Genomic DNA, 25393 nt, shown 5'->3' with positions numbered 1-25393 from the left:
AGCATAAGCCCAGCAAACGTTACCTGGATTTTCAAAAGTTTCGCAGGGAGGCTGGCTGAAATGTTGTTGAGAATGGGAGTATGGAATGTTTGAAGATCGAATTCAAAGTGAGGAATTGAGAGCAAAAATCGTCTCGGCGGACGAGGCGGCAAGTCTGGTAAAAGATGGTATGGTTGTCGGCATGAGCGGTTTTACCCGTGCGGGCGATGCCAAACTTGTTCCTCATGCAATGGCAAAACGGGCGAAAAAACACCCCTTTAAAATCAGCCTGTTGACGGGCGCTTCTCTTGGTCATGACACCGACAAGATATTGAGCGAGGCGGGTGTTCTTGCCCGCCGTATGCCGTTTCAGGTTGACACTGCTTTAAGAGCGGCAATCAATCGCGGCGAGGTTATGTTTATTGACGAACATTTGTCGGAAATGGTCGAGCAATTGCGCGCCCACCAATTACCGCCGGTCAATATTGCCATTATCGAAGCGATGATGATTCATGAAGATGGTTCGATCGTGCCGACGACATCTGTCGGCAATTCGGCAAGCTTTGCCTTGGGGGCAGATAAAATTATTATCGAACTCAATACCAGTATCAATCCGGATTTTGAAGGCATACATGATATCTATATTCCCGAAGCACGGCCAAACCGCAAGCCCGTCGGGGTTGTAAAACCCGATACGCGCATCGGCACGACATCAATCAAGGTGGATAAAAACAAAATTGCGGCCATTGTCATTTCGGATGTGCCGGATAGCCCGTCATTGATTTCGCCAGCCGATGATGCAACCAATGCCATTGCCCGCCATTTGACCGAATTTTTCTTAAAAGAGGTCGATAAAGGGCGTATGGATATGACATTAAGCCCCATTCAGGCCGGTATCGGCACCATTGCCAATGCGGTTCTGACAGGCTTTGTGAATAGTCCGTTCCATAATTTGCAGATGTATAGCGAAGTGTTGCAGGATTCGACCTTCGAACTTTTTGATGCCGGCAAGCTCGATTTTGCATCGGCCTCGTCCATTACTTTGAGTGAAGCCTGTGCTGCACGTGTTTTCCCGAATATCGGACGCTATAAGGACCGGTTGATCCTGCGGCCGCAGGAAATTTCGAATTATCCGGAAATTATCCGCCGCCTCGGTATTATTGCAATCAATACCGCGCTTGAATGCGACATTTACGGCAATGTCAACTCGACCCATGTCGGTGGCACCCATATGATGAACGGCATTGGCGGTTCGGGCGATTTTGCGAGAAATGCCTATATTTCGGTTTTTGTAACGAAATCGGTTGCCAAAGGTGGCAAGATTTCTTCCGTTGTGCCGATGGTTGCCCATGTCGACCATACAGAGCATGATGTCGATGTTCTGGTGACAGAATTGGGTTATGCCGATTTGCGCGGTCTTGCACCACGTGAACGTGCACCGCTTATCATTGAAAAATGTGCCCATCCCGATTATCACGATGTATTGCGCGATTATTTCGATCGTGCTTGCAAAACGGTTGGCGGCCAGACCCCGCATATTCTTGAAGAAGCCTTTTCATTGCATGAAAAGTTCAAGAAAACGGGTTCAATGTTAGGATGAGTTTTGGCAGACAGGAAATATATCATCGGGGCGAATGCTTATGAAGCACCGGCACTTGAACCGGCGCTCTACCTTGTGGCAACACCGATAGGAAATCTTGGCGATATCACCTTGCGGGCAATAGAAACAATTGCCGCTGCCGATTTGCTTGCCTGCGAAGATACCAGAGTGACTCGCATATTGCTTGATCGCTATGGCATTCACCAGAAGGCAATTGTCTATCAGGAACATAATGTCGAGGAAGCAGGCAGAAAACTTCTCGGCGCTCTCGAAGATAACCAGTCGGTCGCACTGGTGAGTGATGCCGGTATGCCGCTAATTTCTGACCCCGGTTTCCGGCTGGTTGCCGAAGCGCGCGAAAAAAAAATCAAAATCGTGCCGGTGCCGGGTGCTTCGGCCGCTTTGACAGCATTGATCGCAACGGGGCTACCGACCGACAGCTTTTTCTTTTCCGGCTTCCTTCCAACAAAGTCCATGCAAAGAAAAGCCCGCCTTGAAGAACTGGGCTCAATTCCTGCTTCATTGATTTTTTACGAATCCCCGCATCGCGTGTCTACAACTTTGGCCGATATGGTTGATGTTTTCGGGAAAGACCGCCGTGGCGCAATTTGTCGCGAAATGACCAAAAAATTCGAGACAGTCGATGTCGCGCCACTTTTGGAATTGAAAGAACGCTATAATGATAGCGAAAAGATACGCGGCGAAATTGTTATCATTGTTGAACCACCGTCAAAACAGGAAGAAAAATTCAGTGCGGAAGAAATCGACAAGCTTCTGATCGACCTTGCGAAAGATTTTCCCGCAGCAAAAGCCGCCGCAGAAGCGGCGAAAATCACAGGACACAAAAAACCGGAACTCTACAAACGCCTTTTATCGCTGAAGGATTAAGCTTTTTGAAGCGGATCAGGGGCTTTAAAAAAAAGGTTAAGGTGGCTCGAAAGGTTCAAGTAACTGAAAAAGATGAGGGGCTCAAGAAGGCCAGAGGATAAGAAGCCCGCCTAACCGAAAAAGATAAGAGGATGAAAAAGCTTAAGGTGGCTAAAAAAGCCCAAGTAACTGAAAAAGATGAGGGGCTCAACAAATCCGTTAAATTTCTTTTCCGTCAATTTTTAAATTTTCGGCCCTCTCGCCTTTGAAATATTCGGGAGGTACGGTCAAAGCATTGTGTTTTTTCAAAAATATTTCTGTATAAATCTTTATTCTTATGAGTAGATAGATGTGTCATTTGTCTTCCCCTTTCATGAAGAGAGATCATGAACAAAAAACGCAAGCAGAAAACCTATTCACGCGGCATTTATGCTGAAAGGCTTGCGGGCTTATGGCTGCAAATGAAGGGCTATCATATTGCGGCACGCCGGTTTGAAACCCGTTTCGGCGAAATTGATATTATAGCGCGGCGTGGGCATGTTATTGCCATTGTTGAAGTGAAAGCGCGCCCCACCATTGAAGAGGCGATGGAAGCGGTTAAACAGCCAAGTGAAAAACGTTTTGACAATGCAGCCAATATATTTCTCGCGCGTCAGCCTGACCGCAAAAAATTGCGACTGCGCTATGATTTGATTGCGATCAGCCCGTGGAAATTGCCCCGCCATATAGAGGGGTTTTTTCATCCTGAAAATTTTTGAAAAAGAGCAATTTGGTGATGTCAGGTTGTCAAAGCGACAATGATTATGTTTCATCGTCCGGCTCTTTGCAAGTGGAGCAACTGGTGCAGATGCTGTAACGGAAGGCAAAGACGCTCGTAACGCGGATGTGTTTTTGGAGGCGAAGAGTGCTAAAGGGCAAATGCTTTGACAAAAGCGGACGAGTGCCATAAGGCGGATGTCTCTACAAAAGGCGAATGGTTGCCAATCATCGCGGGGTGTTGTTGCTTTAAAGCGCATCAACGAAAACCAAAAACCGTCCGTGTCAACCTTCTTTCCCGCCTGAACGAAAAAAACATTTCGTTTTTGTCTTTCATGCGCTAGAAGGAAAAGTAACATCAAGTAGCCGGACTTTGATTTATGAAGAATTGCAAGCCCGCTTGAAGAGGATTGATTATGGACGATTATGAGAAGTTCGCAACCGGTCTTATAATAGTTTTTGGTGCGCTGATTATCGGTGGCCTCTTGGCTGCCCATCTTGTCGCCATGAACCGCGCCGGTTTTATGTTTGCATTAAGCGCCGGTATTATGGGCTGGTTTTCTGCTTTCGCAATTCTGTTCGACAAGAAAAAAGCCTATCTTATTTTGATAATTCTGTCAGTTTTGTGTGTCGCATGTTCAATCGGTATTTTTGTCCGGTGACGATCACAAAAAGTTTTATTAAAAAGGCGCCGGTTTATACCGGCGTTTTTTATTTCTATTCTTGCAATTTATTGACATAAAGAAATCTTTATGTCACTCATGACCGGCTGATATGAAAGGTTCCCCTGCTATGTCACATATTGTCGAAAAGTCATCTTCCGGTGAAGAGAAAGCCTCGGGCAAAACGCAAAATCCTGTAGAACAATTGTTCGGTCAAACAGAAAAGCCGAAAAACCGCACGGAAGAATTGCGCCAATTGGCACGCGAGCGCATTCTTATTCTTGATGGCGCGATGGGAACGCAAATCCAGTCTTTCCATTTTGACGAAGAACATTTTCGTGGTGAACGGTTTGTGGCCTGTAGCTGTGCTCTTCAAGGCAATAACGACCTTTTGACATTGACCCAGCCGAAAGCCATTGAAGACATCCATTTGCGCTATGCTTTGGCTGGTGCCGACATTCTGGAAACCAACACATTTTCCTCAACCACCATTGCACAGGCCGATTATGGCATGGAAAATATGGTTTACGAGCTTAACCGTGACGGCGCCCGTCTTGCGCGCCGTGCGGCTTTACGGGCAGAAGAGAAAGATGGCAAGCCGCGCTTTGTTGCCGGTTCCATTGGCCCGACCAATAAGACCGCGTCGATTTCGCCCGATGTCAACAATCCCGGTTTTCGTGCCATTACCTTTGATGAATTGCGCATTGCCTATGGCGAGCAGATCAATGCACTGATTGATGGCGGTGTTGACCTGCTTCTCATTGAAACGATCTTCGATACGCTCAATGCCAAAGCGGCTATTTTTGCCGCAAAAGAAGTTTTTGCCAAAAAAAATATCGAATTGCCGATTATGATTTCCGGCACAATTACCGATATGTCGGGGCGCACACTTTCCGGACAAACGCCGACTGCCTTTCTTTATTCGGTTGCCCATGCCAAGCCGTTTTCCGTCGGGCTTAATTGTGCGTTAGGCGCAAAAGCCATGCTGCCACTCGTCAAGGAAATGGCCGCCAATACAGAAGAACTGATTTGTGTTTATCCCAATGCCGGTTTGCCCAATGCTTTTGGCGGTTATGATGAAACGCCGGAAATTATGGCAAAAGAGCTTGGAGAATATGCGCGTGAAGGTGTCATCAATATTGTCGGCGGTTGTTGCGGGACCACGCCCGACCATATTCGCGCCATTGCCGAGGCGGTCAAACCGTTCAAACCGAGGAAGCCCAAGCCGCAGGAAAAGCTTTTGCATTTGTCGGGTCTTGAACCGTTTACACTCACCCACGACATTCCTTTCGTCAATATTGGCGAGCGTACCAACGTCACAGGGTCGGCACGGTTTCGCAAACTCATAACCAATAATGATTATACCGCCGCTCTTGATGTTGCGCGCAATCAGGTGGAAAACGGTGCGCAGGTCATCGACATCAATATGGATGAAGGCTTGATTGATTCCATTGCGGCCATGCGCAAATTTTTAAATCTTCTTGCCGCCGAGCCTGATATTTCCCGTGTCCCCGTCATGATTGATTCATCCAAATGGGAAGTTATTGAAGCCGGTCTTCAATGTGTGCAGGGTAAATCCATCGTCAATTCCATTTCCTTGAAAGAGGGCGAGGAAAAGTTTATCGAACACGCAAAACTTGCCTCCCGTTACGGGGCGGCGGTTGTGGTGATGGCTTTTGATGAAAAAGGCCAGGCCGACACCGAACAACGCAAGGTTTCAATCTGCGAGCGGGCTTATAGAATTCTTGTCGACAAGGTCGGTTTCCCGCCTGAAGATATTATTTTCGACCCCAATATTTTTGCCATTGCCACCGGTATTGACGAGCACAACAATTACGCCGTCGATTTTATCGAAGCGACCAAGGAAATTCGCAAAAAATTGCCTTATTGCCATATTTCCGGCGGGGTCTCCAATCTGTCATTCTCGTTCCGTGGCAATGAGCCAGTTCGCGAGGCGATGCATTCGGTCTTCCTTTATCGGGCAATTGCCGCCGGTATGGATATGGGCATTGTCAATGCCGGACAATTGGCCGTTTACGATACAATTGAACCCAAGCTTAAAAAAGCATGTGAAGATGTGATCCTGAATAAAGACGCTGGCGCAACCGAGCGCCTGCTTGCACTAGCGGAAGAATATCGCGGCAAGGCCGGTGGCGGCGTGAAGAAAGAAAAAGACCTGAGCTGGCGACAATTGCCGGTGGAAAAGCGCCTTGAACATGCTCTTGTGAACGGCATTACCGAATATATCGACGCCGATACGGAAGAAGCACGCCAAAAAGCCGAACGCCCGCTTGATGTCATTGAAGGGCCGCTTATGGCCGGCATGAATGTGGTGGGCGACCTTTTCGGATCCGGCAAAATGTTTTTGCCGCAGGTGGTCAAATCCGCCCGCGTGATGAAGCAGGCTGTCGCCATTCTTCTTCCCTATATGGAAGAGGAAAAGCGTAAAAATGGTGGCGAAGGCCATCAGAGTGCAGGTAAAATTATTCTCGCAACAGTCAAAGGCGATGTTCACGATATTGGCAAAAACATTGTCGGCGTTGTGCTTGCCTGCAATAATTACGAGATTATCGACCTTGGTGTGATGGTTCCGGCACAAACCATTCTTGATGCGGCACGGCGTGAAAAAGCCGATGCAATCGGTCTTTCCGGCCTCATTACACCTTCACTTGATGAAATGGTCAATGTTGCCCACGAAATGGAAAGTCAGGGCTTCGACATTCCCTTGTTGATCGGCGGGGCAACGACAAGCCGCGTTCACACGGCCGTCAAGATCAACCCGCAATATCACCGCGGGCAGAGTGTCTATGTGCTTGATGCAAGTCGGGCGGTGGGGGTTGTTTCATCGCTCCTTTCCCCGCAAACAAAAACCGAAACAATCAAAAAAATCCGTCAGGAATATGCGAAACTTGCCGCCGCCCATGAAAGGGGCGAACAACAAAAGACCCGCGTTTCATTAAGTGAAGCGCGCGCAAATGCACTGAAACTCGATTTCAAGAATTATAAACCGGTCAAGCCGACATTTCTTGGTGTCAAAAAATTCGACGATTGGGATCTTGCCGAACTTTCGACCTATTTTGACTGGACACCGTTTTTCCAGAGCTGGGAATTGCGCGGGCGTTTTCCGGCAATTCTTGATGATGAAAAGCAGGGGGCAACGGCCCGCCAGCTTTATGACGACGCGCAAAAAATGCTGAAAAAAATCATTGCCGAAAAATGGTTCCATCCAAAGGCGGTAATCGGCTTTTGGCCGGCAAATCGCGTTGGTGACGACATCCGCATTTACACTGATGAAACAAGAAAACACGAGCGGGCAACCTTCTTCACTTTGCGCCAGCAATTGCAGCGGCGCGAGGGAAAGCCCAATCTTGCTCTTGCCGATTTTGTTGCTCCTGTCGGCACGCCCGATTATCTTGGCGGTTTTGTGGTGACAAGTGGCTTTGGAGAGGAAAAAATTGCCGAGCGTTTCAAACGCGAAAACGACGATTATTCTTCCATTCTGGTCAAAGCTTTGGCCGACCGTTTTGCCGAAGCTTTTGCCGAATGTCTGCATGAACGCGTTCGCAAAGTCTATTGGGGTTATGCAGCCGATGAAAATTCGACAAAAGAAGATCTGATTGTTGAACATTATCGCGGCATACGTCCGGCTCCCGGCTATCCCGCACAGCCCGATCATACCGAAAAAGGCACATTGTTCGAGCTTCTCGATGCGACAAAAAATACCGGTGTGAAACTGACCGAAAGTTACGCCATGTGGCCCGGCTCGTCGGTTGCCGGACTTTATTTTTCCCATCCCGACAGCTATTATTTCGGCGTTGCCAAGGTCGAACGCGATCAGGTTGAAGATTATGCCGAAAGAAAAGCAATGCCGGTGAGCGAAGTCGAACGCTGGCTTGGCCCGATCTTGAATTACGAGGTTAAAAGAGACAAATGAAACTAGGTTTTATCGGTACGGGAACCATTGCCTCGGCCATGGTGGCAGGCTTGATGAAGAGCAATCTTCCGGTGGAACAAATTACGATTTCTCCCCGAAATGCAAACCGCGCGGCAGAGCTTTCAAAGCGTTTTGACAAGGTCAAAATCGGCAAAGACAATCAGGATGTAATCGACCAGAGCGATGATGTTTTCATTTGTTTAAGAAGCCAGATTGCCGAGGAAGAATTGAAAAAACTCGATTTTACTAAAGCAAAAACAGTTATTTCGGTTATTGCCATGGCAACGGCAAGTGAAACTGAAAAATGGATTGGCAAAAAGGTTTTTCGCGCCGTGCCGCTTCCCTTTGTTGCGGAAGCCAAAGGGATGACAGCAATTTATCCCGATAATCCGGAATTGAAGAAAATTTTCAATGCGATGGGTGGGGCAATTGCTGTCAAGGCTGAAAGCCAGTTTGCCTTGATGATGACGGCCGGTTCTCTGATGGGCGTCTATTTCAATTTCATCGAAACAGCAAACCGGTGGTTAGAGAAAAACGGGCTTGATGAAAGCCAGTCGGCACCGTTTCTTGCCTCTATGTTTGGCAATCTTGCCGACGAGGCAAGGAAAGCCAATAAGCCCGATTTTACCGCTTTGGAAGCCGAATATTCGACCAAGAAGGGCACAAACGAGCTGGTCTCGGAATATTTTACCGATCATGGCGGCAGAGAAGCGCTCACCGGCGGCCTTGATGAAGCGTTCAAACGTATCAAGGGCGAGTGAGGCGCTTAAAAGCAATCAAGCTCCGTTTCTGTGCGAAAGCAGGTTCATAACAATGCCAGTGCGTTAAAGCCTCGCGGGCATAGAAAAGGCAAGGGAGGTGCTTGCAACCGATCGCGCGCCATTTGTGAACGGTTTTAAATCAACAATACCCGAGCAATAAAACTCTGCGGGCATAGAAAAGGCGGTCGGGCACCTGACAGAAAATTTGCGCGGTTCGGGAGGGTTGCAAAGCTTCAAAGCAATGACGGCGTGAGAAAACCTCGAACATATCGGATGCGGTCGGTGAATAATCTAAAACAATCGGCTTGGTTGCCGGACGACCTTTTTAAAAAGCATTTGGTTTGACGTATCCGCAATTTTTGCGACCGGTTTTCGGGATTGATTACATTTTCAGGAATTGCTTTCAGTGGGGAAGGTAGTTTTTCTGCCCGCTATCGGAATAACAATAATGTCCGCCTCTGGGGCCAACGCAATAGGTTCCCGACCGGCAAGAACAATTTCCCGATGATGGTTCCATAAAAGACGGGCTGCTTTCCAAAGATTGGCGGTTTGTTGCACGGCCGCCCATATAGGCCGAACAATCTTTGGTCGATGCGCTGGTTGAACCGTCATTACAGATAAAGGTTCTGCCAACACAATGGGAAATGCCGCCTTTCCGGCCTGAACAAGGTGTATTTGCCGCAGCAAGTTCCGGAAATGAGGCTGTGAAAAAAATGAAAATCAGCAAAATATATCTCATATCGAGATTCCCCGTGCGATCATCGTAATACTCGAAATAATTTTTTTACAATCAATTTCGAGTTTGACGGGAGAAAAGCGGGACTATCGCCAGAAGTTTTTCAATAGTGCGCGAGATAGTTGTGGCTATCAAATGCTATCTGGACTATTTACCCGTTCCGGTTTTTTTAAATTTTTTTGGCCGCAATCATTTGTTCTTTAAGTGTTTGTCCGAAAGTTGGCCGGTTGTTGAAACCGGTTTTAAAAAGGTATTACCGGTTGTTTGCTATGGCTCTCCATCGAAAATCGTGGTCTTTCATTATCGCAGCTCTTTACCGAAAACCATACTTCTTTATCACATGCTTCTTCACCAAAAACCGTTTCACACTTTTCGGGAAGCATGTGGAACTTTTTGGGGCAACCGCTTGAACCACTTTTCGGGAAGCATATGTGCCTTTTCGGGGTGGCCGCTTGAGCCACTTTTCGGGAAGTAATGTGCCTTTTCGGGGTGGCCGCTCGAGACACTTTTTGGGGCAGTCGCTTATAGCATTTTTCGGGAAGCTGGTTGTCGGTCGATTCTCATCAAAGCGAAGATGAACAGAAGATTAACAAAAAGTTCAGGATAAGTTCAGCTAACAAAGCATAAGATGATTCTCAAGAATCGTTAAAAGGGTATCTCACATGAGAAAACTGATTGTTCTTCTTTTAAGCCTTGCAATGACAGTGCCGCTTTTTGGTGCACTTTCTGCTAAGGCTGATGTTTATCCTGTCATCATCATCGATAACGGCCATCGTCATCATTATGACCGCTATCATCACCACTATCCGCCGCATCGGCGCTATTTCGAGCACCGGCACTTCTATCCGGCTCCGCCGCCACCGCCGCCCTATTATGGCCCGCATTTCGGACCACATGGTCCCCATTATGGTCCGCGGCCCTGGCATCCGCATCCTCATTGGTATTGATAGGTTGTCGTAAGATAATCATAAACCGGAACCCCGATAAAAGCCCGTTTGGCAACACATGCCGGACGGGTTTTTTATTGTTTTCCTGAATTTTGCATCTTACACTTTTCCGCGTGAGCCCGGATCGTCCGGTTTTAAACGTGGCAATTCTTGTCCCTGTTTTGAAGGGTGACATGAAAAGACCGTGCGGGTGATTGAATGGGGCAGGGCAGATTTAAATGAAATGACCGGCGAGGTTTCAAGCTACCTTCCAATGTTGGGCAAATTTCCGATATTGCGTTAAAGCCGTTATCATATGATAAAAAATGGAAGCCGGAACATCTTCGGCAATGGCGCGGCCGTTTTCCGATATAAGGTCAATCCATAAACCTTTGGGGGCGGCGTCGATATGCCACCGGAAAAGCCTTCCCACACGCGCTTCGATTTCAGGTTTCAAATCCGGCCCGTCATTGCCATCAAGCGCAAGGGCTGCTTTGATCGCTTCGGTTTGCGGCCAGCTTCTCGAATTGGTGTCGATTGGCATACCGTGGCGCGAAATCGTGTTATAGGCAAGTCCCGTCTTGCGGTTCAAACCGTTGGCAATGGCCGAGGCATAAAGCTTTTTGGCAAGTTTTATAACGCTGCGGTCATTGGTTTTTTGGGAAAAATCGACAAGCAGCGACGACCATTCAAAATGGTGACCGGGTTCGCAAATGTCACCATCGGGAGCGGGAGCTCTCTGCCAGTCCTTGTCATAATATTCGGCAAGGGTCCAGCTATCTTCATCAAAGAAATGTTCCTTGAACAGGTCGACAATGCGTTCTGCCCGTTCAAGATAATCTCTGTCACCTGTCACGTCATACCAGGCCATGAAACTTTCAAACAAATGCATATGCGGGTTGGAACGGCGGAATGTTTTCTCTCCGTCGGCTTTGGCATTTTCAAAAAAGCCCTTGCCTTCTTTATCGGCAAGATGAAGGTCGATAAAAGAAAAGGTTTCCATAGCAAGCGGCAAGGCTTTTTTATTGCCGACACGATGGGCGTGCGCAAGTGCCAACAACACACAAGCCTGATCGTAACTGTCTTCGGTTGCGTTGAGAACGTTGCCATCTTGTGAAAGCTGCAAAACCCACCCGCCACGGTCTGTTCTGCCATTTTTGCCGATAAATTCGAGGCCGTGGTCGATCAGCTCTTTATAAGGGCCGTCCCAGCCCATTTCACCGGCCATGGCAAAAGCATAAATCTGGCGTGCCATTGTGCGCATGCGTTTGGCGCGCAATACCGGCATTCCGCCAAAACCCAAGGCTTCATAAAAGCCGCCTTTTTCATCAACCCCGCGGGTTGACCAAAGCGGCAGCGCCTCGTCAAAAAGCCAATGCTCGACACGGGTGAGATAGGCACCGCTTTGCGGTATTTTATCGGCGGCAGGGGTGAATTTGGTTTCAAGCCTTCCGGCTTTTTCAAGTGTTGCCACCACGTCGCGCACATTCTGGCTTTCTTTGACGGGAGCCACAAAAGTTGCGTCTGTCGTTGCGACAACCGCCATATTGTGAAGCCCGACAGCCGATAGTAACCCCGCTTCCGAGCGCAGATAGCTGCCATGGCAATTAATCGCCACAACATCGCCCATAATCACATTACCATTTTCATCAGGCGGTGTGGGGCTTGATTGCTGGTTCAAAAGCGATTGCCACGAGCCGAGATCATTCCAGTGAAAGCGGGCGGGCACAAGCGCAATGTCCTTGACATGCTCCATAATGGCATAATCGACTGAATCGGAAGGAATAGCCGCATAATGCTCGTAATTTAGCCATGTGCCCGATATATCGGTATGAGCGCTTTTAAGTGCCTCGACTGTCTTCTTCCAGATTTCCGGCTGGAACTCGAGAAAGGCTTTTTTCATGGTTTCCGCAGAAAAAAGGAATATTCCCGAATTCCATAAAAAATTGCCCGATTGCAAATATTTTTTGGCCGTTTCAACATCCGGCTTTTCAACAAAGCGGATAACGTCATAAACGCCGTTTTTTTCCTGTCCTGTTTCGACATAGCCATAGCCGGTTTCCGGCTTATCCGGATGAATTCCGAAAACCACAATGCGCCCGCTTCTTGCGGCTTCTTCCCCTTCGTGAATGGTTTTCCAAAAATCGTCATCGGTTGAAATTTCATGGTCTGACGGGGCAACCAGAATGAGACTGTCGCCATATTCGGCAAGGGTGATGGCTGTTGCCAAAGCAACAGCCGCCGCCGTATTTCGCCCCAAAGGTTCAAAAATCGGGCGCCCGCCATTTAATGGCAAACCGGCAATATCATGGCGCAAACGGTATTCATGAGCTTCCGAAGCAATCAGAAAAATCGGCCCGTGGCCGCTTGGCCGGGCATTCATGCGCTTGACAGTGCCGGAGACCATCGAGCCTTTGCCGGAAAGGTCATGAAACTGTTTTGGAAAATCTTCACGCGATAATGGCCAAAGGCGGGTGCCAACGCCGCCACTCATGATAAAACTGATGATTTTTTCGGCCATTTTTTCTTTTCCGGCTTGAACTTAAAAAGCATATTCTTGCTATCGCTTTTCATTGGCTTAGGTCAAGTCAATGCCGCCCGCCGCATAAAAAATAATAAAACCAATAGAATGAAGACCGATAATAGTTGAGCGCTTCTCCAAGCGATTGTTTTATGGCTGTGAGAACCGGCAGATAATTTTAAACTGGTCTTTGGGGACAACTTGTCGGCGTGATCTTTGCCAGATTGGATAAACGGGAAAAGCGTCTGAACGCTCACAAAACAGGAAAAGAAAAAAACGTCAAGAAAGAAAAAATAGGCCAAACTTGTAACAGAAATGTCGAGAGGTGGGAAAAGCATTTTGAAGCGGCAACAACCTCCCGCACTACCAGCAAAATCTCGTGCTTCGGTGAAAAAATTCAAGCAAACTATAACAAAGGCTCTGTTGTACGAGGGGAAGGGAGCCAATATAGGGGAAACAAATCCGGAGAAGGCGATTGTAATTGAAGGAAGAAGGGGGAAACAGACAGGAAATGAATAATTGTTGAGCGGGTTTTTTTAAAAAACACTTGCGAGAAGTCTGTCATAACGGTATAAGCCCGCCAACACCAGTTAGTCGGAGTGTAGCGCAGACTGGTAGCGCACCTCGTTCGGGACGAGGGGGTCGGAGGTTCAAATCCTCTCACTCCGACCATTTTTCATCAAAATTTGTTATTTAAGCGGCAAACCGCCCAATTTCCAAAGTTCAAAACATCGAAAAAGCAATGCTGTTTTGCGCCGGATTTTATCGTCTATCATTGTTTGAAAAGTTAGGGTTCATAAGTCTCAATCGTGTCAATTAAAATGCCCGCGCGTGAACGAAATGCTCGCGCTCGAATGAAATGTCCCCGTTCAAATGAAATGCCCCCGTTCAATGAAAAGATTGCCAGAACAACCGGATATTTTATCTATATCTTTGACGGAAAAACACAGGCTGAAGGCGACACGCGGAGCTTATAATAAAATGTTTCCGGTTAGTTGCACTTACAGCCTAAAAAAGAAGTGATTCGGTAAAAATATAGAATTCATTCTATTTTTCTTAAAAATTAATGTTTTTAAATTTCAAAAATTTCAGCGAAAGAATACATTGTTTTCGAGTAATCAAACTCTTTTTCGTTTTTTTAAAAATGAAGTTTCTATAGCATTTTCAAATATTTATTATTCCTTCAATAGTACAAAAAGTAATAGTTAGCCGGTTTACTAAATTTAAAGAATAGAACCCGTTTAATATTGGTAATTGACACTTTTACAGATTATAATTTACACTAAAACTGTTAATGACAATTCCGCCATTAACAATCAAGCCTTGGGTAGCGCCAAGGCTTGATTTGAAAATAAAATAAACCATTGCGAATTGGAGATTCACGATTACGGGTTATTCTTATTGGTCATCACACATTTTATCTTTCATTTTTGAAAATATCAATGTGTGAAATGAGAAGAAACGCGTAATCGTAGATTTTCTTCCTTTGCGACGGTTCTTTCAACAGGACATTCCTATGAACTTAGTAAATGACCATATGGCTTCAGTAATTAAGTTGGCACGTTCAAAAGGCATAAAATGTCATATTATTTCCTCCTATTTTAAAATAAATCAGGGGCGAATATCGGACGTGACAAAGGGGAGAATTGGAAAGGGAGTTGAAATGGCAAAGTCACTTCCTGTTGATTTTCCCGTAGAACACTAAAAAACCGGAAGCGCCTCTTTTTTCGGAGGCGCTTCCAAACCTCTGGCTCAAAACACGGCTAATCTGTTAATTAAAAACTTTTATTGCGCTCGCGTAAAACCAAAGAGGCTCACGCGCCTGGATGAAATTCCGATAGCACTTCTTGGTATACATGGCGGTTGATAGAAATCACCAAGGTAAGGGCTGCGCTTTTGCGCAATGCCCTTCTTTTGGTCATCTCCGCTTCAGGGCTTGTTGCTTTCCGTGCTGTTGTCGTTGCGGGGATGGGTGAAAACGCCAAGAGGTTTTATGAACATTCCGGATTTATTCAAATAAAAGGAATGGACATGAAACTTGTTCTTTCTATCGCCGATATTCTAAAATCATCCGTGGAAGCTTGTCATGACAGAGATTGCTGTTAGCTAATTGCTTCATGCCTTTCGTAACGGAAAATAGGTTTAATTATTTTTCTTTTTCCACATTTGGTTATCTGAAAAATCGGGAAAACAAAGCGGTTTTAAGCAAACCGGAACCAAGCGTGAGCCAGTATTATATTTCGTGATTTCGGTGGTCTTTAGGCCGGCAAGTTCTTGAAAAATAAGTGCAAAAATTCTTGATAATCAGAAATCAATTTGCTCCGAGGAAAGCGGACTTTGCAATTGCACAGAAAAGGAAGTGCTGCTTGAAAAGGCAGTTTGCCAACCGCATATAATTTGGGTAAGGGGTTCGTTTAGGCCATTAGCCTGAACAATTTTTTAATTGACTCTTTTTAGAAAAATAAGAACAATACGAGAACAAAAATGGAGTCGCGCAAAGTGAGCAAAGCTGTTTCAAACGATAGTTGTGAAGACGATATTGATGGCCTCATTGCAGCCTATGATGGGGATGCAAAAGCCCTCATTAGAGCTTTGCTTGAAGAACGGAAAATGCTCATCCACCAAATCGCAGTTGCGGCTTCTGCTATGTCTGTTGGCTATGGTCGGGGGTGGAAGCCGAAATTGCCGATTGAATAGATCGGCTGTTTTTCATCTCCACGGCGCTTAAGCCCCGCTTTGGAGTTTCGCCTTTCATTCTGTTTCGGGTTTGTTTCAAGGGCCGGTCAAACGAACTTAAAAACCGATGAGACCTTTGCTGCAAACCTGCCAATTTAAGGTTTAAGCGGGATTTTAATGTTGAACACCCAAGGCTTGGAGCTCAAAGCGATAGCTTTGCTTATAAGTTTCTCAAGCAAGGGATGGGAAGAAAATTGAACGTAATCTAAACCGACGCTACCTGTGTTCGAGCATATTTCTGTAAGAATGGGTTTCGTAGCTTTATAAAGGCAAAATAGGAGATAGTAGGGTTACCATTCGATAATTCAAAGTTTCATGAGGGGGTAAAGCGGCGGTAATTTAGATGAAATTGGTTTCTGTTTGCCTTTTTCTGCCGCCAATCAATAAGCGATATTCAATAGGGTAGCAAACCGGTTGTGACAAAGTTTGAAAGTTCTTTTTGTCCGTGCGTCAACATGTTCCTTCCTTTATTGATCTGATGTGCAAAAAAGCAGGTTTAGCGAGTGCATGAGGATTGGTTGCGAAGACTTGGTTATGAACTGAATTTTCTTCTCAAGAGGCTTATGACACTATCGATAATTGCGACACCCAAGGCACCACATAAAAAACCGGCAAGGCCGAGAAATTTTTCCGGCACAACATAGGAACCATCGATCAGGTCGAATTTATCAAGCAGATGAGAAAGGGTGTTGGCGGCAAGCTCGGCTCCGTAAATGGCACATAAAGCACCGCCAACCCATTCCATTACGCGTTGCGGCCATTTTTTTGGAGCGTCGTTAAGCTGGCTTAAAAAACTGCCGCAAGCACCGGCAAGAGCAAGAAGCCCTAACCTGACAAGATAGGCAAGCCAGTCGGGTGAGGGATTGTTTTCTGACATTTGATTAGTCCATGATAAGCGCGAGCCGCTATTAAAATATTATTTGCTCTCATAAGTTGATCGGCTAATGTTACGACAAGCGGGCGAAAGCTGTGTCGACAGGAAGGCTAAGAAGAACATTGATAAGTCGAAAATGTTTGTAATTTTGCGAGAGATAGGATGCCGGCAGGATTTTTTAACAATGATATTTATTGGAAGACCACCACATTTCATATGTTATAAAACAGGTGATAGGGCTTGGCCGGAAAACGGCATTCGGTTTTCTGTCACAGTGTTTCTTGCCGATTGTTCAGAAAATTCGCCTAAAACATTGGCGTCAACGCGCCGCCAATTTATCGACTTTTAATAAATGCCACTTGGCATTGTGATAATCAGCTTTTTCATTTCCAGCATTTCTGTTTCTGTCCAAACCGGTCGGTCGAGATAATCCATTTGGTGATTGCCGGCTCATTTTCGACAAGGCGTGCGGCATCATTTACCTTGGGTGGTTTTGTCCAACCCGCGCAGGAGAATTTTGCATTGGTCTGGCACCCCGCCAACAGCAAGGCAGCGCTGATAGGGAGTAAGAGCTTCAACTTCATTTTCAACCTCGTGAGAATTTTCAAAAGCTGTGATCGCAGCCTTTAGCGACTTTTGTTTTTGCAACTCTTGACCGATAAAAATACCGCCGGACACGGCGGCAAAAATGACGACAATGATGATGGCAATGGTGATAGTCAGGCGTTCGAATGTTGTCATAATTCCGCCTCTCTAAATCGTTTGAGAAAATAGAAACTGCCAATTGCAACGCCGATCACCATGACGGCTGCTAACGCCCATTGGAACGGTCCCGAACCGGTAACAAAACCGGTCAAGCCGGAAGCGGCACTGATAACCGGCCCGATGACTTCCGGTTTCAACACCGGATGAACAGTGTTTTGTTCGGGCACGACATCTTTGGACGTCACGAACGCGCCTTCCATCCACAGATACCCTTCGGCCCGCCGCCGGTTGACAAGGCCTTGAATTTTTTTGCCCCCCGCTTTTGTCCATTTCATCAATTCGGTCGGAACCGCGTTGAAATTGCCTTGGTTCAATTTCTTGAGCAGTGTCGAATTTTTGAAAGCACCAATGCCGACATTGAAAGCAAAAGATACGAGAGCGGCAAACTGGTTGTCGTTGAGCTTGACTTTTACGTTGTTCTCGACCGCCGCTTCATACTGTACAAGATCTTTCAAAAGAATGCTTTCCGCTTCTGCTGCGGTAATAACTTGGCCCTGATATGGCACTGGAGAACCGGCCATGGCCGTATGCCCATAGCCGATAGTCCACACCCCGCCAGCATCCTTATAAGCTTTGGTTTTGAGGCCTTCCCATTGTTTCAGTTTTTCAAGGCCGTGGGGGCTTATTTGTCGTGTCATGGTGTTTCCTATCAATGATAAATGAAGGCAATAAAAAACCCCGCGCAAAGCGGGGTGGTGGTTCAATATTCAATGAAGTAAATTTTTGCTTTTGTTAAAAAACCGGATAAGGTGGGCGCGGCTCATGCGCTGCAACCATAAATTCATTTAGAAGCGTGTTCCGTTTGCTTTAAACCGCAATCGCTTGTGAAAAACACGAAAATTGTTCACGTTTTTCTTTTAAAAAAGGTGGCAGCTTATGATATTGTAAGCTTTGGTTCAGTTTCATTCGGGAGGGGAATTTAATGGCAAGTCTGGAAGATGAATTTCATAAAGAAATGCTGGCTATTTATGATAAAGCTCTTCATGAAGTTGGAATAAAATTTCCCATCTTCAGACAAATGGTTGATCGGGAAGGTGGCGTTGTCGCTGCTAAAAAGTTGATCAACGCCAAAACTATTCCTTCCGGTTATTTTAAGCTATTCGAGAAGAACCGGCTTGATTTGACGGTTGAATCGCTTGTTGCAAACAACGAAAAATGGCATCCGCTTTTTAACCGGGAAGAAATAAATAAAGCCAAAGCACGGCTTCAATCATAAAACATCTCCGCTTATTTCCAAGAGGCCATAAAACCGAAGCAAAAGATGCGGGGTTTTTAGTCGGTTTTACGGCAGCATTTACCGGATATTGGCAGCCCAATTCCATAAAGTATCGAGCTGCGTATCCGGAATTTTGTTGACTTCGGCCATTTTTTTCAAAAGCGGAAAATCACGGGTAAAGCTTGTCGCTTTGGTAATATCAATGAGTACGCTTTCGCGTTCCTCTTCATCTTCAATGTAAAAAGGGCTATCCTTATTGGCTATACCGGTGGTGAGGTTTTCTTCTCTGACACCGATGACAAGAGCTGCCTGCCAGAATTGCCGCGCTGTTAAAGGCGGAAATACAGGGGGAGCTGCAACAATCTTTTCTCCGTCCCATAGCTTGCCATAGACACTGCCGCCCGGACCGAAAGTTTCGCCATAATTCCCGTCAATGCCGATAATATCAAAACCTGCAATTTGCGACTGTTCCGGGTCATCCGCCATGGAAATAATGTGTTTTGTGTCGTCGATAGCGATATAGAATTTATGCGGATATTTTTCGAAAAGATCGTGCCACTCAATTCCGTCTTTATCTTTCAACACGTGAATGATGACAGTTGCGGCTTTCTGGATAATATTACCTTTTTCATCCTTGATATCTTCACCAAGCTTGATTTCTTCCAGAGTTATTGAAAGTTTACCAAAATTTTTCATTTTTTTACCACGCCCCTAAAGGAAACCAACCGATATCTTTGATATAAAGCTGCGGCTGCCTGCCGCTCATGCATAATTGCCCGTTAATCCAATAACCGGTTGTAACAAAGTATCCGGACGGCATCTCCGCCAATACATTTGTTGAGGTTCGCAGCATTACCCCAGCCGAAATCCGGCTGTTGGTGACACATGCGTTTTGAAACGCAGCGCAGCGGCTTTCGATATGACTGGAGAGGTCTCCGTTTGTCCAGGTTGAACCAAGGATGTTGCCATCAGTCCTCACATTTGTCTTGTCACCAACAATCAAACCGCTTTGAACACGGACGTAACCATTTTGATAACATTGAAGCACATAATCCGAAGGCGAACTTGCCATTCCGAAGCGGAGTTCTCCTGCCGCTCCCAAGGTTATTTCCGCAGTATGATCGGATTTTTTTTCGGGAACAGTCAGCCTTATGCCGTAATGATTGACATCGTCTGTTCCATCATTTTCTATCAAAACCCATCCGTTGGTTTTAAGTGATCGAGACCCCTTCAAATCCTGGCTGACATCGAGATTGCCGGTAATCGTGCCGCCGGTTTTGGGAAGATAGGTCTTGTCCAGTTTTGCAATTTTGTCGCGTTCGTCGGCTGTCATAATTTTGGCATTTGACGCTTCTCTCATATTGCCCATATCGAACGCGTCGGTTCGCTTACCCGACGGGTCATAGAGTGCAACTGTCATGTCGCCGCCACCGGTAAGGGTCTGCCAACCATTGCCGGATAGAAAAGTCGTGTTTGAAGGCGCGCCATTTGTTTCAATTTCAGTTAAAACGACTTTGTCTTTTCTGGCCAAAGTGCCGAGCGTTTCCGGTTGAACGGCACTATCGGCTCGTTTGCCCTGTTCGGCCGTTGCAAATTCGCTTCTATCGGCTGTTGCAGCCGTGCCCAGAACCGAAGGCGTTACGGCTTTGTCATTGGAAGCACGTGCTGCCATATCCTGCGGCGTTGCAGTCGGAATTTCGAAAGTGTGTGTATGATAGGGTACAGCCATTTAAACCCCCAGTTTCTTCAAACGGTTGTCAAGTTCGGTAATTTTGTTCTGTAACGGCATAAGAAGTGCGGAAAGGGCAACATGCGCCATTTGATTATTCGCGTAAATCAATATGCGGATTTTCTCCGGCTCTTTTATGCCGGATATTGCAAAAGGGTGTTCATCCATTGTTCAAGCCTTGATAATATATTGAATGGCAATATTGACCGGGCGCGCTTCATTGCCGCCATCGGCATTGATGTTGAGACTATGGCTGTGTTTTCCGGCCATCGAGGTAAAATCGGTTGTTTCTGCAAACCAGTCCCAGCCATTTTTGCCGTCTGGCCCTTCGCCTCTATGCACCCAACGGGTATAGCTGTGGTTATGTTCGCCAGCTTCACCGACCGAGCCCGAATGGCTGTGCGATTTGTTCTGGCTATCCTGAAAAGAGGCAAAAGCACGGTTGGGGTCGATATTCTTACCGGCATCGGAGCCGCGCAGAAACACACCGCGCAAATCCGGCACGGCAAAGGTTGTTTGCCCGTCGCCTTTTCCCCACCATTCGCCGATAGCCGAAAAAAGTGCGCCATATTGTGTTCTTGATAATAAGCGTCCGTCGCAGGGTATCCATCCGGAAGGCGCTGTCGGCGCACCGAACATTGAAATAACACCGGGCGGTGTTGATTGTTGAGGAGTGGGTGACGACAAAAACCAGCCTCCGCTCCCGTTGTTCAATAAACTGCAAAAGACGATTTCATAGAGAGCGCCAGCCTGAATGTCCCCGCTTTCCAAGGGTTTTACCCCCTGATAGGTTGCCTTGAAAACCGGCTTATAATCAATATTGTTGAGGCTGATCATCGGTTGCTCGACATTCATACCGAGCGCGCGAAACCGCAATGTTATGCCGTTGATATAAGCAGTTACCGGTGTTTTCGACTGTATGGCAATGCGTGAAGAAGACCCTTCAACAATAACATCGCCGCCAATATCGCACATATATTCGCGCACACGCTGCATCATCGAACGGGCGGAATTATTGACCGTGCTTGGCGGCTGCCCCTCTGTCCAGTTGATAATATTGTCGGCATTGGCATTGCTTGCCGCCGAAAGTGACCAATCATAAATAGAACTCATAATGTGCCCCCGTTATTGGTTTTCTGCTGCATGTTTTGAAGAAGCCGTAAAAGTGCCTGCGATTGCTCGGCCGAGGGGCCGCGCACCGGTTTTAGTTGCATCGAGCTTGTCTGTGGTGCGTCAACATTGCCTAAAGCGATCAATGCATTGGCAAGTGAAGCAGCGCCTTTTTCAAGGCCTTTTTGCGTTTGCCCGTCTTCCAGTAATCCGTAAGCGGTGGTGGGGCTGGAAGGGGTTCCTCTATTGTTATCCCCCTCAATGGGGGAAGGGGCAGATAGGCCGGTTTTAAAGTTTTGGCCGGCAAAACCCAAGGGGCCAATCGAGCCGAACACAGGCGCATTGTTATTGGATGGGCGGTTAGCCCAAAAATTAAAAAAAGAATGTGAATTCATGAATTGGCCTCCATTCGGGTGCAATTTTTCCTTCGCGCTTCCGGTTTTTTCTGGAATGGTCACGCAATGTCTTTTGACTGATTTGTCGTTAAATTTATGAGGCTCATGCTCAAGCGGCAGGGCGTTAAGCTATTTGGCCTCCCATGTCACGGAAAGGCGTTTGAAACAGCCGAATGGCTTTTCTTCACAGAAGCCTTTCCATAGGAAATCCGAGCTTGTTGTAATTGACCATTAACAACCCGCTTTCGGGGTGGATCACAACTTTATCGGGGTCGGTTTTAAGGATTTCTTGCGCGATAACACCGCGATAGCGTTCAGCTCTTCCGATATAGTTGAAATCATAGACATTGTAGCCGTTGCGTTTGCCCGCATAGCGGATATTTTCTTTTGTGCGTTGGTCCGACAAGCCAAAAAGCGATGAGAGCGCACCCAAACCGTTTCCTATTGTGGTGAGCGCACCATTCTGTTGTTTTGTTGTTTGCGTTCCGCTTGACGTTCCGTAATTTCCGGCCGCACCTTGAGCCGCACTTAAAAGCATGGCAAGCCGGTTCCAGCCACGATTATCTTCTTCATTCCATTGGTCACGCGCTGCATCAAGCTTTTGCTGGTTGTTCTGGTCAAGGATTGTGCCGCCTTTCAAAGCATTAAGAAGATTATTGCCTTGCCCTTGAAAATAATTGCTTGCGGCCGAAAGCTGGTTATTGTTTGCCCTGTCGATAAGTTCATTGGCATTGAGCATATTTCCAACATCCTGATTATACTGGTTGGAAAGGGCAGTTGTTGCAGCCTGTCCCAATTGTCGAGACAAAACACCGCTATGGGCGCCCGAACCGTAACGGCCAGCCCCGCTCATTTGACTGTTGATGGTATTGGCGGTGTTATCAAGTGTGTTTTGTAAAGCCTGATTATAGGCTGTGTTTGCCCCCACCATTTTTCCCGAAGCCATATCGGCAAGGTTCTGGCCACTTGCATTTTTGCCGCCTGCAAGGCCTTGCAAATAGCTGTTGCCATAATTGGCGGTGGCGTTTCCAAGCCCGCTAATGGCATTTTTTGTTGTGTCACTTAAATCGGCCACCCGCGAGCCTTGATAAACATTGCCACCCTGACCGGAATTATAAAGGTCCATGGCATCCTTTGCCGAGCGCTTGAAGAGTGGTGCTGCCCATTCCGGCGGGGCTGATGTCTCGGTCTTCGTTTGTGTGGTTTTTCCGCCTTTTCCGCTACTTCCGCCCATTGTTCAATTCCTTTCGATATTTGACCACGCTTGGCCGATAGCCATGTGCGCGCATGATTTTTGACCAGCCGATGCGACCGATCGGGCAAATTTCGGATGCGCCGATGGTTTTTGCCCATTCTTCTATCGGTTCGATCATATCGGCTATTTTTTCGCCGCCGTGACCGGCAAGTTCGAGGAGTTCGACACGTTTTTTCCCGCTCGCCAGAATTTCGATATGCGAGGTAACGAAGGCGACAAAGTTTTCTTTCTCGTCAACAATGATCCACAATTGCCGCTCGCCACTTGCAATTTCTTCGGCCATTGTTTGAAACGAAATGTCATCGGGAAAACGACGGGCGATTTTTTTCATCGCCTCTGTAAGATCGCCGCTATAGCGTTTCATCCGTTCATAAGGCCAATTTTCGGTGAGATAGATTTGATAGTTCATCTTTTTCCGGCTCTTGTAAAATCGACATTGAAGCCTGCAATATGCGACCATTTTGCACCCGCCGGAACACGCAGGCGGAATTTGTGAAACCGCGCCCGCGAGCGGCCATGGTAACGGCCGGTATTATAAGAGGGGCTTTTTTCACCTGACCATTTTACCGGTTCTTGCGGGTTTCTTCGCATTCTTGCACCGATGGCAAGCAAGGCTTCATTCGTGTCTATTTGTGCAATAACATTTTCCAGCCGGTTTATATCACCATTGGTGGCTGCAATTTCCTGCGAGGAAACGATTGCTTCCATCGCCTCTCCCGAAAAGGAGCCCAAACGGTAATCCATGGAAAAAGCGCCGAGAATGGGCGCACCACCTTGCCAGATTTTGCTATCCAGCGAAAACGGCAAATTTTCCAGAATAGTGGAAATATTATCAAGCCCGTCCAGCGTGTAACCGCTTGTATAAATCGGCATGATGCTGCTTGCCGCAATGTTGATAACCGTCCATTTCTGCAGGCCCCAGTCATAAACCATCAATTCGTTCATCACGCCCGAACCGTTATAATCCATCGCCCAATAAACGCGGTTATAGAAAGGGTCGATCGCGCAGAACATTTCGGCAAGGTTATTGGCATTCATACGGGTAAAGACCGAGCGGTCGATTTTTTCAAAGCCGATAGGTGTCACCGCGCCATCGCTGGTAATCTGGAAAAATCCGCCTTCATCGGCATAAAAGGAAAATTCACCGCGACTGCTGATTGCGTTTGATGATTTTGCACCGCGTTTGTCATGAATTTTCTGGAAAGAAAATATAATGTCGGAACCGGGAATGAATGTGCCGCGATAAATCGCCGATTGCAGAAAAATAATCGGGTTGGTTGCTTCGCTCGAGCCTTGAACACTGCCCCCATCCGGAAAATCCTGATAGTCGCAGGACTTTTCGCCCACCGTCCAGAATTCCGCATCATTAAGGCCCGACCAGTAAACACGGTTGGGATTATCCGGCAATTGCATGAGGCAAACAAAATCGCCCCACACTTTGACAGCTCCCGCCCGTGGCGGATTGCCGCCAAGATTGCGGAATTTTGCCGAACGGTTGAGCTCGAAAACCTGCGGCGGGTCGTTTTTGTTGACCGCAATAATATAATTGCCGAAAGAAGCAAAAGACCAGCGTGCCTCATCGGAAGCGGAATAGATTTTTCCGGTTTGAGTAATGTCGCGCCAGGAAAGATCGGTATTGTCGAGGACAAAAAGTTTGGTTGCAGTTCCCGCAAAAACCGAGGTTGTTCCGTCAAGCGACCGCGCGGCATAGGCTCCATAAGGCTTTTCCGGAAACGGCTTGGAAAAGGCTTTGAAGCCGGGCATTGGAATATAACTGCCGTCTGCCGGCAAAACGTTCAATATATCATCGCTATAGTCGCTATTGATGTCGGCAATGTCGGGGCGATATTCGGCTATCGATAAAAATGTCATTTAAAACACCGTCGCTTTGATTTTGCCGCTACCATTGCGCCGCGAGGTTTCCACTTTTAACGCTGAAAGCTGCTCGTTAAAATCGTTAAAGGCTGTTCGAGCGCTATCGGCATCTTTTAAAATATCTTTATAAAGCTCGTATTTTGCCCGCGCTTTGATGAGGTCGAACGCATCGAGAAACCAAGGGGATTCCTCGTCGGCTTTCAAAACTTCTTCAAGCCGGTAGGGCTCGATCATCAGCCTTATTTTGTAAACCTTGTCAGGGCAGGGAAAAAGCCGCAGTTTTTTCCCGAAATAACAATAGGCATAAGGTTCGCCATGGGCTGAACCTGCGCTTTCAAGTTCCTGCGGGGAATTGAGATGAAGCCGTTTTGCGTTTCCGTGAGATTTTTCAAGAAAAACAAAGCGTATACCGGCCGCACTTGCAATCGCCTTTTCGGTTGTTGCGCCATACCAGTCCTGATTTTTAGTCGTCAAAAAGGTAATATCGCGCGTTTCATTGAAATAAAGCGGCTCACGTGCCGAAAAGCGGATGGCCGAATAGATTGCTTCCTGAATCTGGCTGAAATATTCATTTGTCGTGTCGTCAATTTCATCCTGAATAACGGCAATCATATCCGAAAAGGTTTTGTTTTTCGGCTGGAGAGGCGTGGGAAGACTTGTAATCGGCCCTGTCGTGGAAATGATAATGGCCATGGT

Annotated in this window: 24 protein-coding genes and 1 tRNA gene; 11 read left to right on the top strand and 14 right to left on the bottom strand. The window is 46.9% G+C overall.

The window, feature by feature from the left end; translation table 11 throughout:
* Positions 1-85: 85 nt before the first annotated feature.
* From H3S82_RS09985 to H3S82_RS09960, 6 genes are all read left to right on the top strand, one after another.
* Complete coding sequence (locus H3S82_RS09985; protein ID WP_198232343.1) at positions 86-1579, top strand: acetyl-CoA hydrolase/transferase family protein; 1494 nt, start codon at positions 86-88, stop codon at positions 1577-1579.
* Positions 1580-1582: 3 nt separating this feature from the next.
* Complete coding sequence (gene rsmI / locus H3S82_RS09980) at positions 1583-2467, top strand: 16S rRNA (cytidine(1402)-2'-O)-methyltransferase (protein WP_198232342.1); 885 nt, start codon at positions 1583-1585, stop codon at positions 2465-2467.
* A gap of 365 nt (positions 2468-2832) precedes the next feature.
* Positions 2833-3204 carry a YraN family protein gene (locus tag H3S82_RS09975; RefSeq protein ID WP_198232341.1) on the top strand — a complete coding sequence of 124 codons (372 nt, stop codon included), beginning with the start codon at positions 2833-2835 and terminating at the stop codon, positions 3202-3204.
* Positions 3205-3618: 414 nt separating this feature from the next.
* Positions 3619-3864 carry a hypothetical protein gene (locus H3S82_RS09970; protein WP_077972485.1) on the top strand — a complete coding sequence of 82 codons (246 nt, stop codon included), beginning with the start codon at positions 3619-3621 and terminating at the stop codon, positions 3862-3864.
* Positions 3865-3994: 130 nt separating this feature from the next.
* On the top strand, positions 3995-7798 hold the full coding sequence (gene metH, locus H3S82_RS09965; RefSeq protein ID WP_198233334.1) for a methionine synthase: 3804 nt from the start codon (positions 3995-3997) through the stop codon (positions 7796-7798).
* On the top strand, positions 7795-8559 hold the full coding sequence (locus tag H3S82_RS09960) for a pyrroline-5-carboxylate reductase (protein ID WP_198233335.1): 765 nt from the start codon (positions 7795-7797) through the stop codon (positions 8557-8559). Before metH ends, H3S82_RS09960 begins: the two co-directional genes overlap by 4 nt.
* A 403-nt stretch (positions 8560-8962) precedes the next feature.
* On the opposite strand, the gene H3S82_RS09955 is transcribed toward H3S82_RS09960, so the two are convergent.
* Entirely contained in the window at positions 8963-9298 is a 336-nt protein-coding gene (locus tag H3S82_RS09955) for a hypothetical protein (protein WP_198233336.1), read from the bottom strand.
* 659 nt (positions 9299-9957) lie between these two features.
* On the opposite strand from H3S82_RS09955, the gene H3S82_RS09950 reads away from it, so the two are divergent.
* Positions 9958-10242 (top strand): hypothetical protein, encoded by a 285-nt coding sequence (locus tag H3S82_RS09950; RefSeq protein ID WP_198233337.1) that lies wholly within the window; start codon positions 9958-9960, stop codon positions 10240-10242.
* Between the two features lie 238 nt (positions 10243-10480).
* Here H3S82_RS09950 and H3S82_RS09945 read toward each other — a convergent pair whose 3' ends face one another.
* On the bottom strand, positions 10481-12742 hold the full coding sequence (locus H3S82_RS09945; protein ID WP_198233338.1) for an AGE family epimerase/isomerase: 2262 nt from the start codon (positions 12740-12742) through the stop codon (positions 10481-10483).
* 595 nt (positions 12743-13337) lie between these two features.
* Here H3S82_RS09945 and H3S82_RS09940 point away from each other — a divergent pair.
* The 3 genes from H3S82_RS09940 (at position 13338) to H3S82_RS09930 (ending at position 15439) form a co-directional block, all read left to right on the top strand.
* A tRNA-Pro gene (locus H3S82_RS09940) sits at positions 13338-13414 on the top strand.
* A gap of 1191 nt (positions 13415-14605) precedes the next feature.
* Entirely contained in the window at positions 14606-14848 is a 243-nt protein-coding gene (locus tag H3S82_RS09935; protein ID WP_198233339.1) for a hypothetical protein, read from the top strand.
* Positions 14849-15226: 378 nt separating this feature from the next.
* Positions 15227-15439 (top strand): hypothetical protein, encoded by a 213-nt coding sequence (locus tag H3S82_RS09930; RefSeq protein ID WP_198233340.1) that lies wholly within the window; start codon positions 15227-15229, stop codon positions 15437-15439.
* Between the two features lie 571 nt (positions 15440-16010).
* Here H3S82_RS09930 and H3S82_RS09925 read toward each other — a convergent pair.
* The 3 genes from H3S82_RS09925 to H3S82_RS09915 all read right to left on the bottom strand — a co-directional run bounded on the left by H3S82_RS09925 (position 16011) and on the right by H3S82_RS09915 (position 17755).
* Positions 16011-16355, bottom strand: coding sequence for a hypothetical protein (locus tag H3S82_RS09925; protein ID WP_198233341.1), 345 nt, complete (start codon positions 16353-16355; stop codon positions 16011-16013).
* 471 nt (positions 16356-16826) lie between these two features.
* Complete coding sequence (locus H3S82_RS09920) at positions 16827-17093, bottom strand: hypothetical protein (protein ID WP_198233342.1); 267 nt, start codon at positions 17091-17093, stop codon at positions 16827-16829.
* Positions 17090-17755 carry a lysozyme gene (locus tag H3S82_RS09915; RefSeq protein ID WP_198233343.1) on the bottom strand — a complete coding sequence of 222 codons (666 nt, stop codon included), beginning with the start codon at positions 17753-17755 and terminating at the stop codon, positions 17090-17092. The genes H3S82_RS09920 and H3S82_RS09915 overlap by 4 nt, the downstream gene beginning before the upstream one ends.
* Positions 17756-18039: 284 nt before the next feature.
* Here H3S82_RS09915 and H3S82_RS09910 point away from each other — a divergent pair, with 284 nt between their 5' ends.
* Positions 18040-18333, top strand: coding sequence for a hypothetical protein (locus H3S82_RS09910; RefSeq protein ID WP_198223877.1), 294 nt, complete (start codon positions 18040-18042; stop codon positions 18331-18333).
* 78 nt (positions 18334-18411) lie between these two features.
* On the opposite strand, the gene H3S82_RS09905 is transcribed toward H3S82_RS09910, so the two are convergent.
* From H3S82_RS09905 to H3S82_RS09865, 9 genes are all read right to left on the bottom strand, one after another.
* Complete coding sequence (locus tag H3S82_RS09905) at positions 18412-19029, bottom strand: hypothetical protein (RefSeq protein WP_198233344.1); 618 nt, start codon at positions 19027-19029, stop codon at positions 18412-18414.
* Positions 19030-19033: 4 nt separating this feature from the next.
* Positions 19034-20062, bottom strand: a complete 1029-nt coding sequence (locus tag H3S82_RS09900; RefSeq protein WP_198233345.1) for a hypothetical protein — start codon at positions 20060-20062, stop codon at positions 19034-19036.
* A complete protein-coding gene (locus H3S82_RS09895; protein ID WP_178391754.1) occupies positions 20063-20230 on the bottom strand; it encodes a hypothetical protein in 168 nt (55 codons plus the stop codon).
* 3 nt (positions 20231-20233) lie between these two features.
* A complete protein-coding gene (locus H3S82_RS09890) occupies positions 20234-21175 on the bottom strand; it encodes a phage tail protein (RefSeq protein ID WP_198233346.1) in 942 nt (313 codons plus the stop codon).
* Positions 21172-21567: a hypothetical protein gene (locus H3S82_RS09885; protein ID WP_198233347.1), complete on the bottom strand. Its 396-nt coding sequence runs from the start codon at positions 21565-21567 to the stop codon at positions 21172-21174. Before H3S82_RS09885 ends, H3S82_RS09890 begins: the two co-directional genes overlap by 4 nt.
* A gap of 184 nt (positions 21568-21751) precedes the next feature.
* Positions 21752-22801: a tail fiber domain-containing protein gene (locus H3S82_RS09880; protein WP_198233348.1), complete on the bottom strand. Its 1050-nt coding sequence runs from the start codon at positions 22799-22801 to the stop codon at positions 21752-21754.
* Positions 22788-23231 (bottom strand): hypothetical protein, encoded by a 444-nt coding sequence (locus H3S82_RS09875; RefSeq protein WP_198233349.1) that lies wholly within the window; start codon positions 23229-23231, stop codon positions 22788-22790. The genes H3S82_RS09880 and H3S82_RS09875 overlap by 14 nt, the downstream gene beginning before the upstream one ends.
* Positions 23228-24694 (bottom strand): hypothetical protein, encoded by a 1467-nt coding sequence (locus H3S82_RS09870; protein ID WP_198233350.1) that lies wholly within the window; start codon positions 24692-24694, stop codon positions 23228-23230. The genes H3S82_RS09875 and H3S82_RS09870 overlap by 4 nt, the downstream gene beginning before the upstream one ends.
* Positions 24695-25390 (bottom strand): hypothetical protein, encoded by a 696-nt coding sequence (locus H3S82_RS09865; RefSeq protein WP_246785268.1) that lies wholly within the window; start codon positions 25388-25390, stop codon positions 24695-24697.
* Positions 25391-25393 lie beyond the last annotated feature (3 nt).

The organism is Bartonella sp. M0192, assembly GCF_016102305.1.
Taxonomy (GTDB): domain Bacteria; phylum Pseudomonadota; class Alphaproteobacteria; order Rhizobiales; family Rhizobiaceae; genus Bartonella; species Bartonella apihabitans.
The sequence above is the reverse complement of the archived record's forward strand: the minus strand, read 5'-3'. Positions and strand labels throughout refer to the sequence as shown.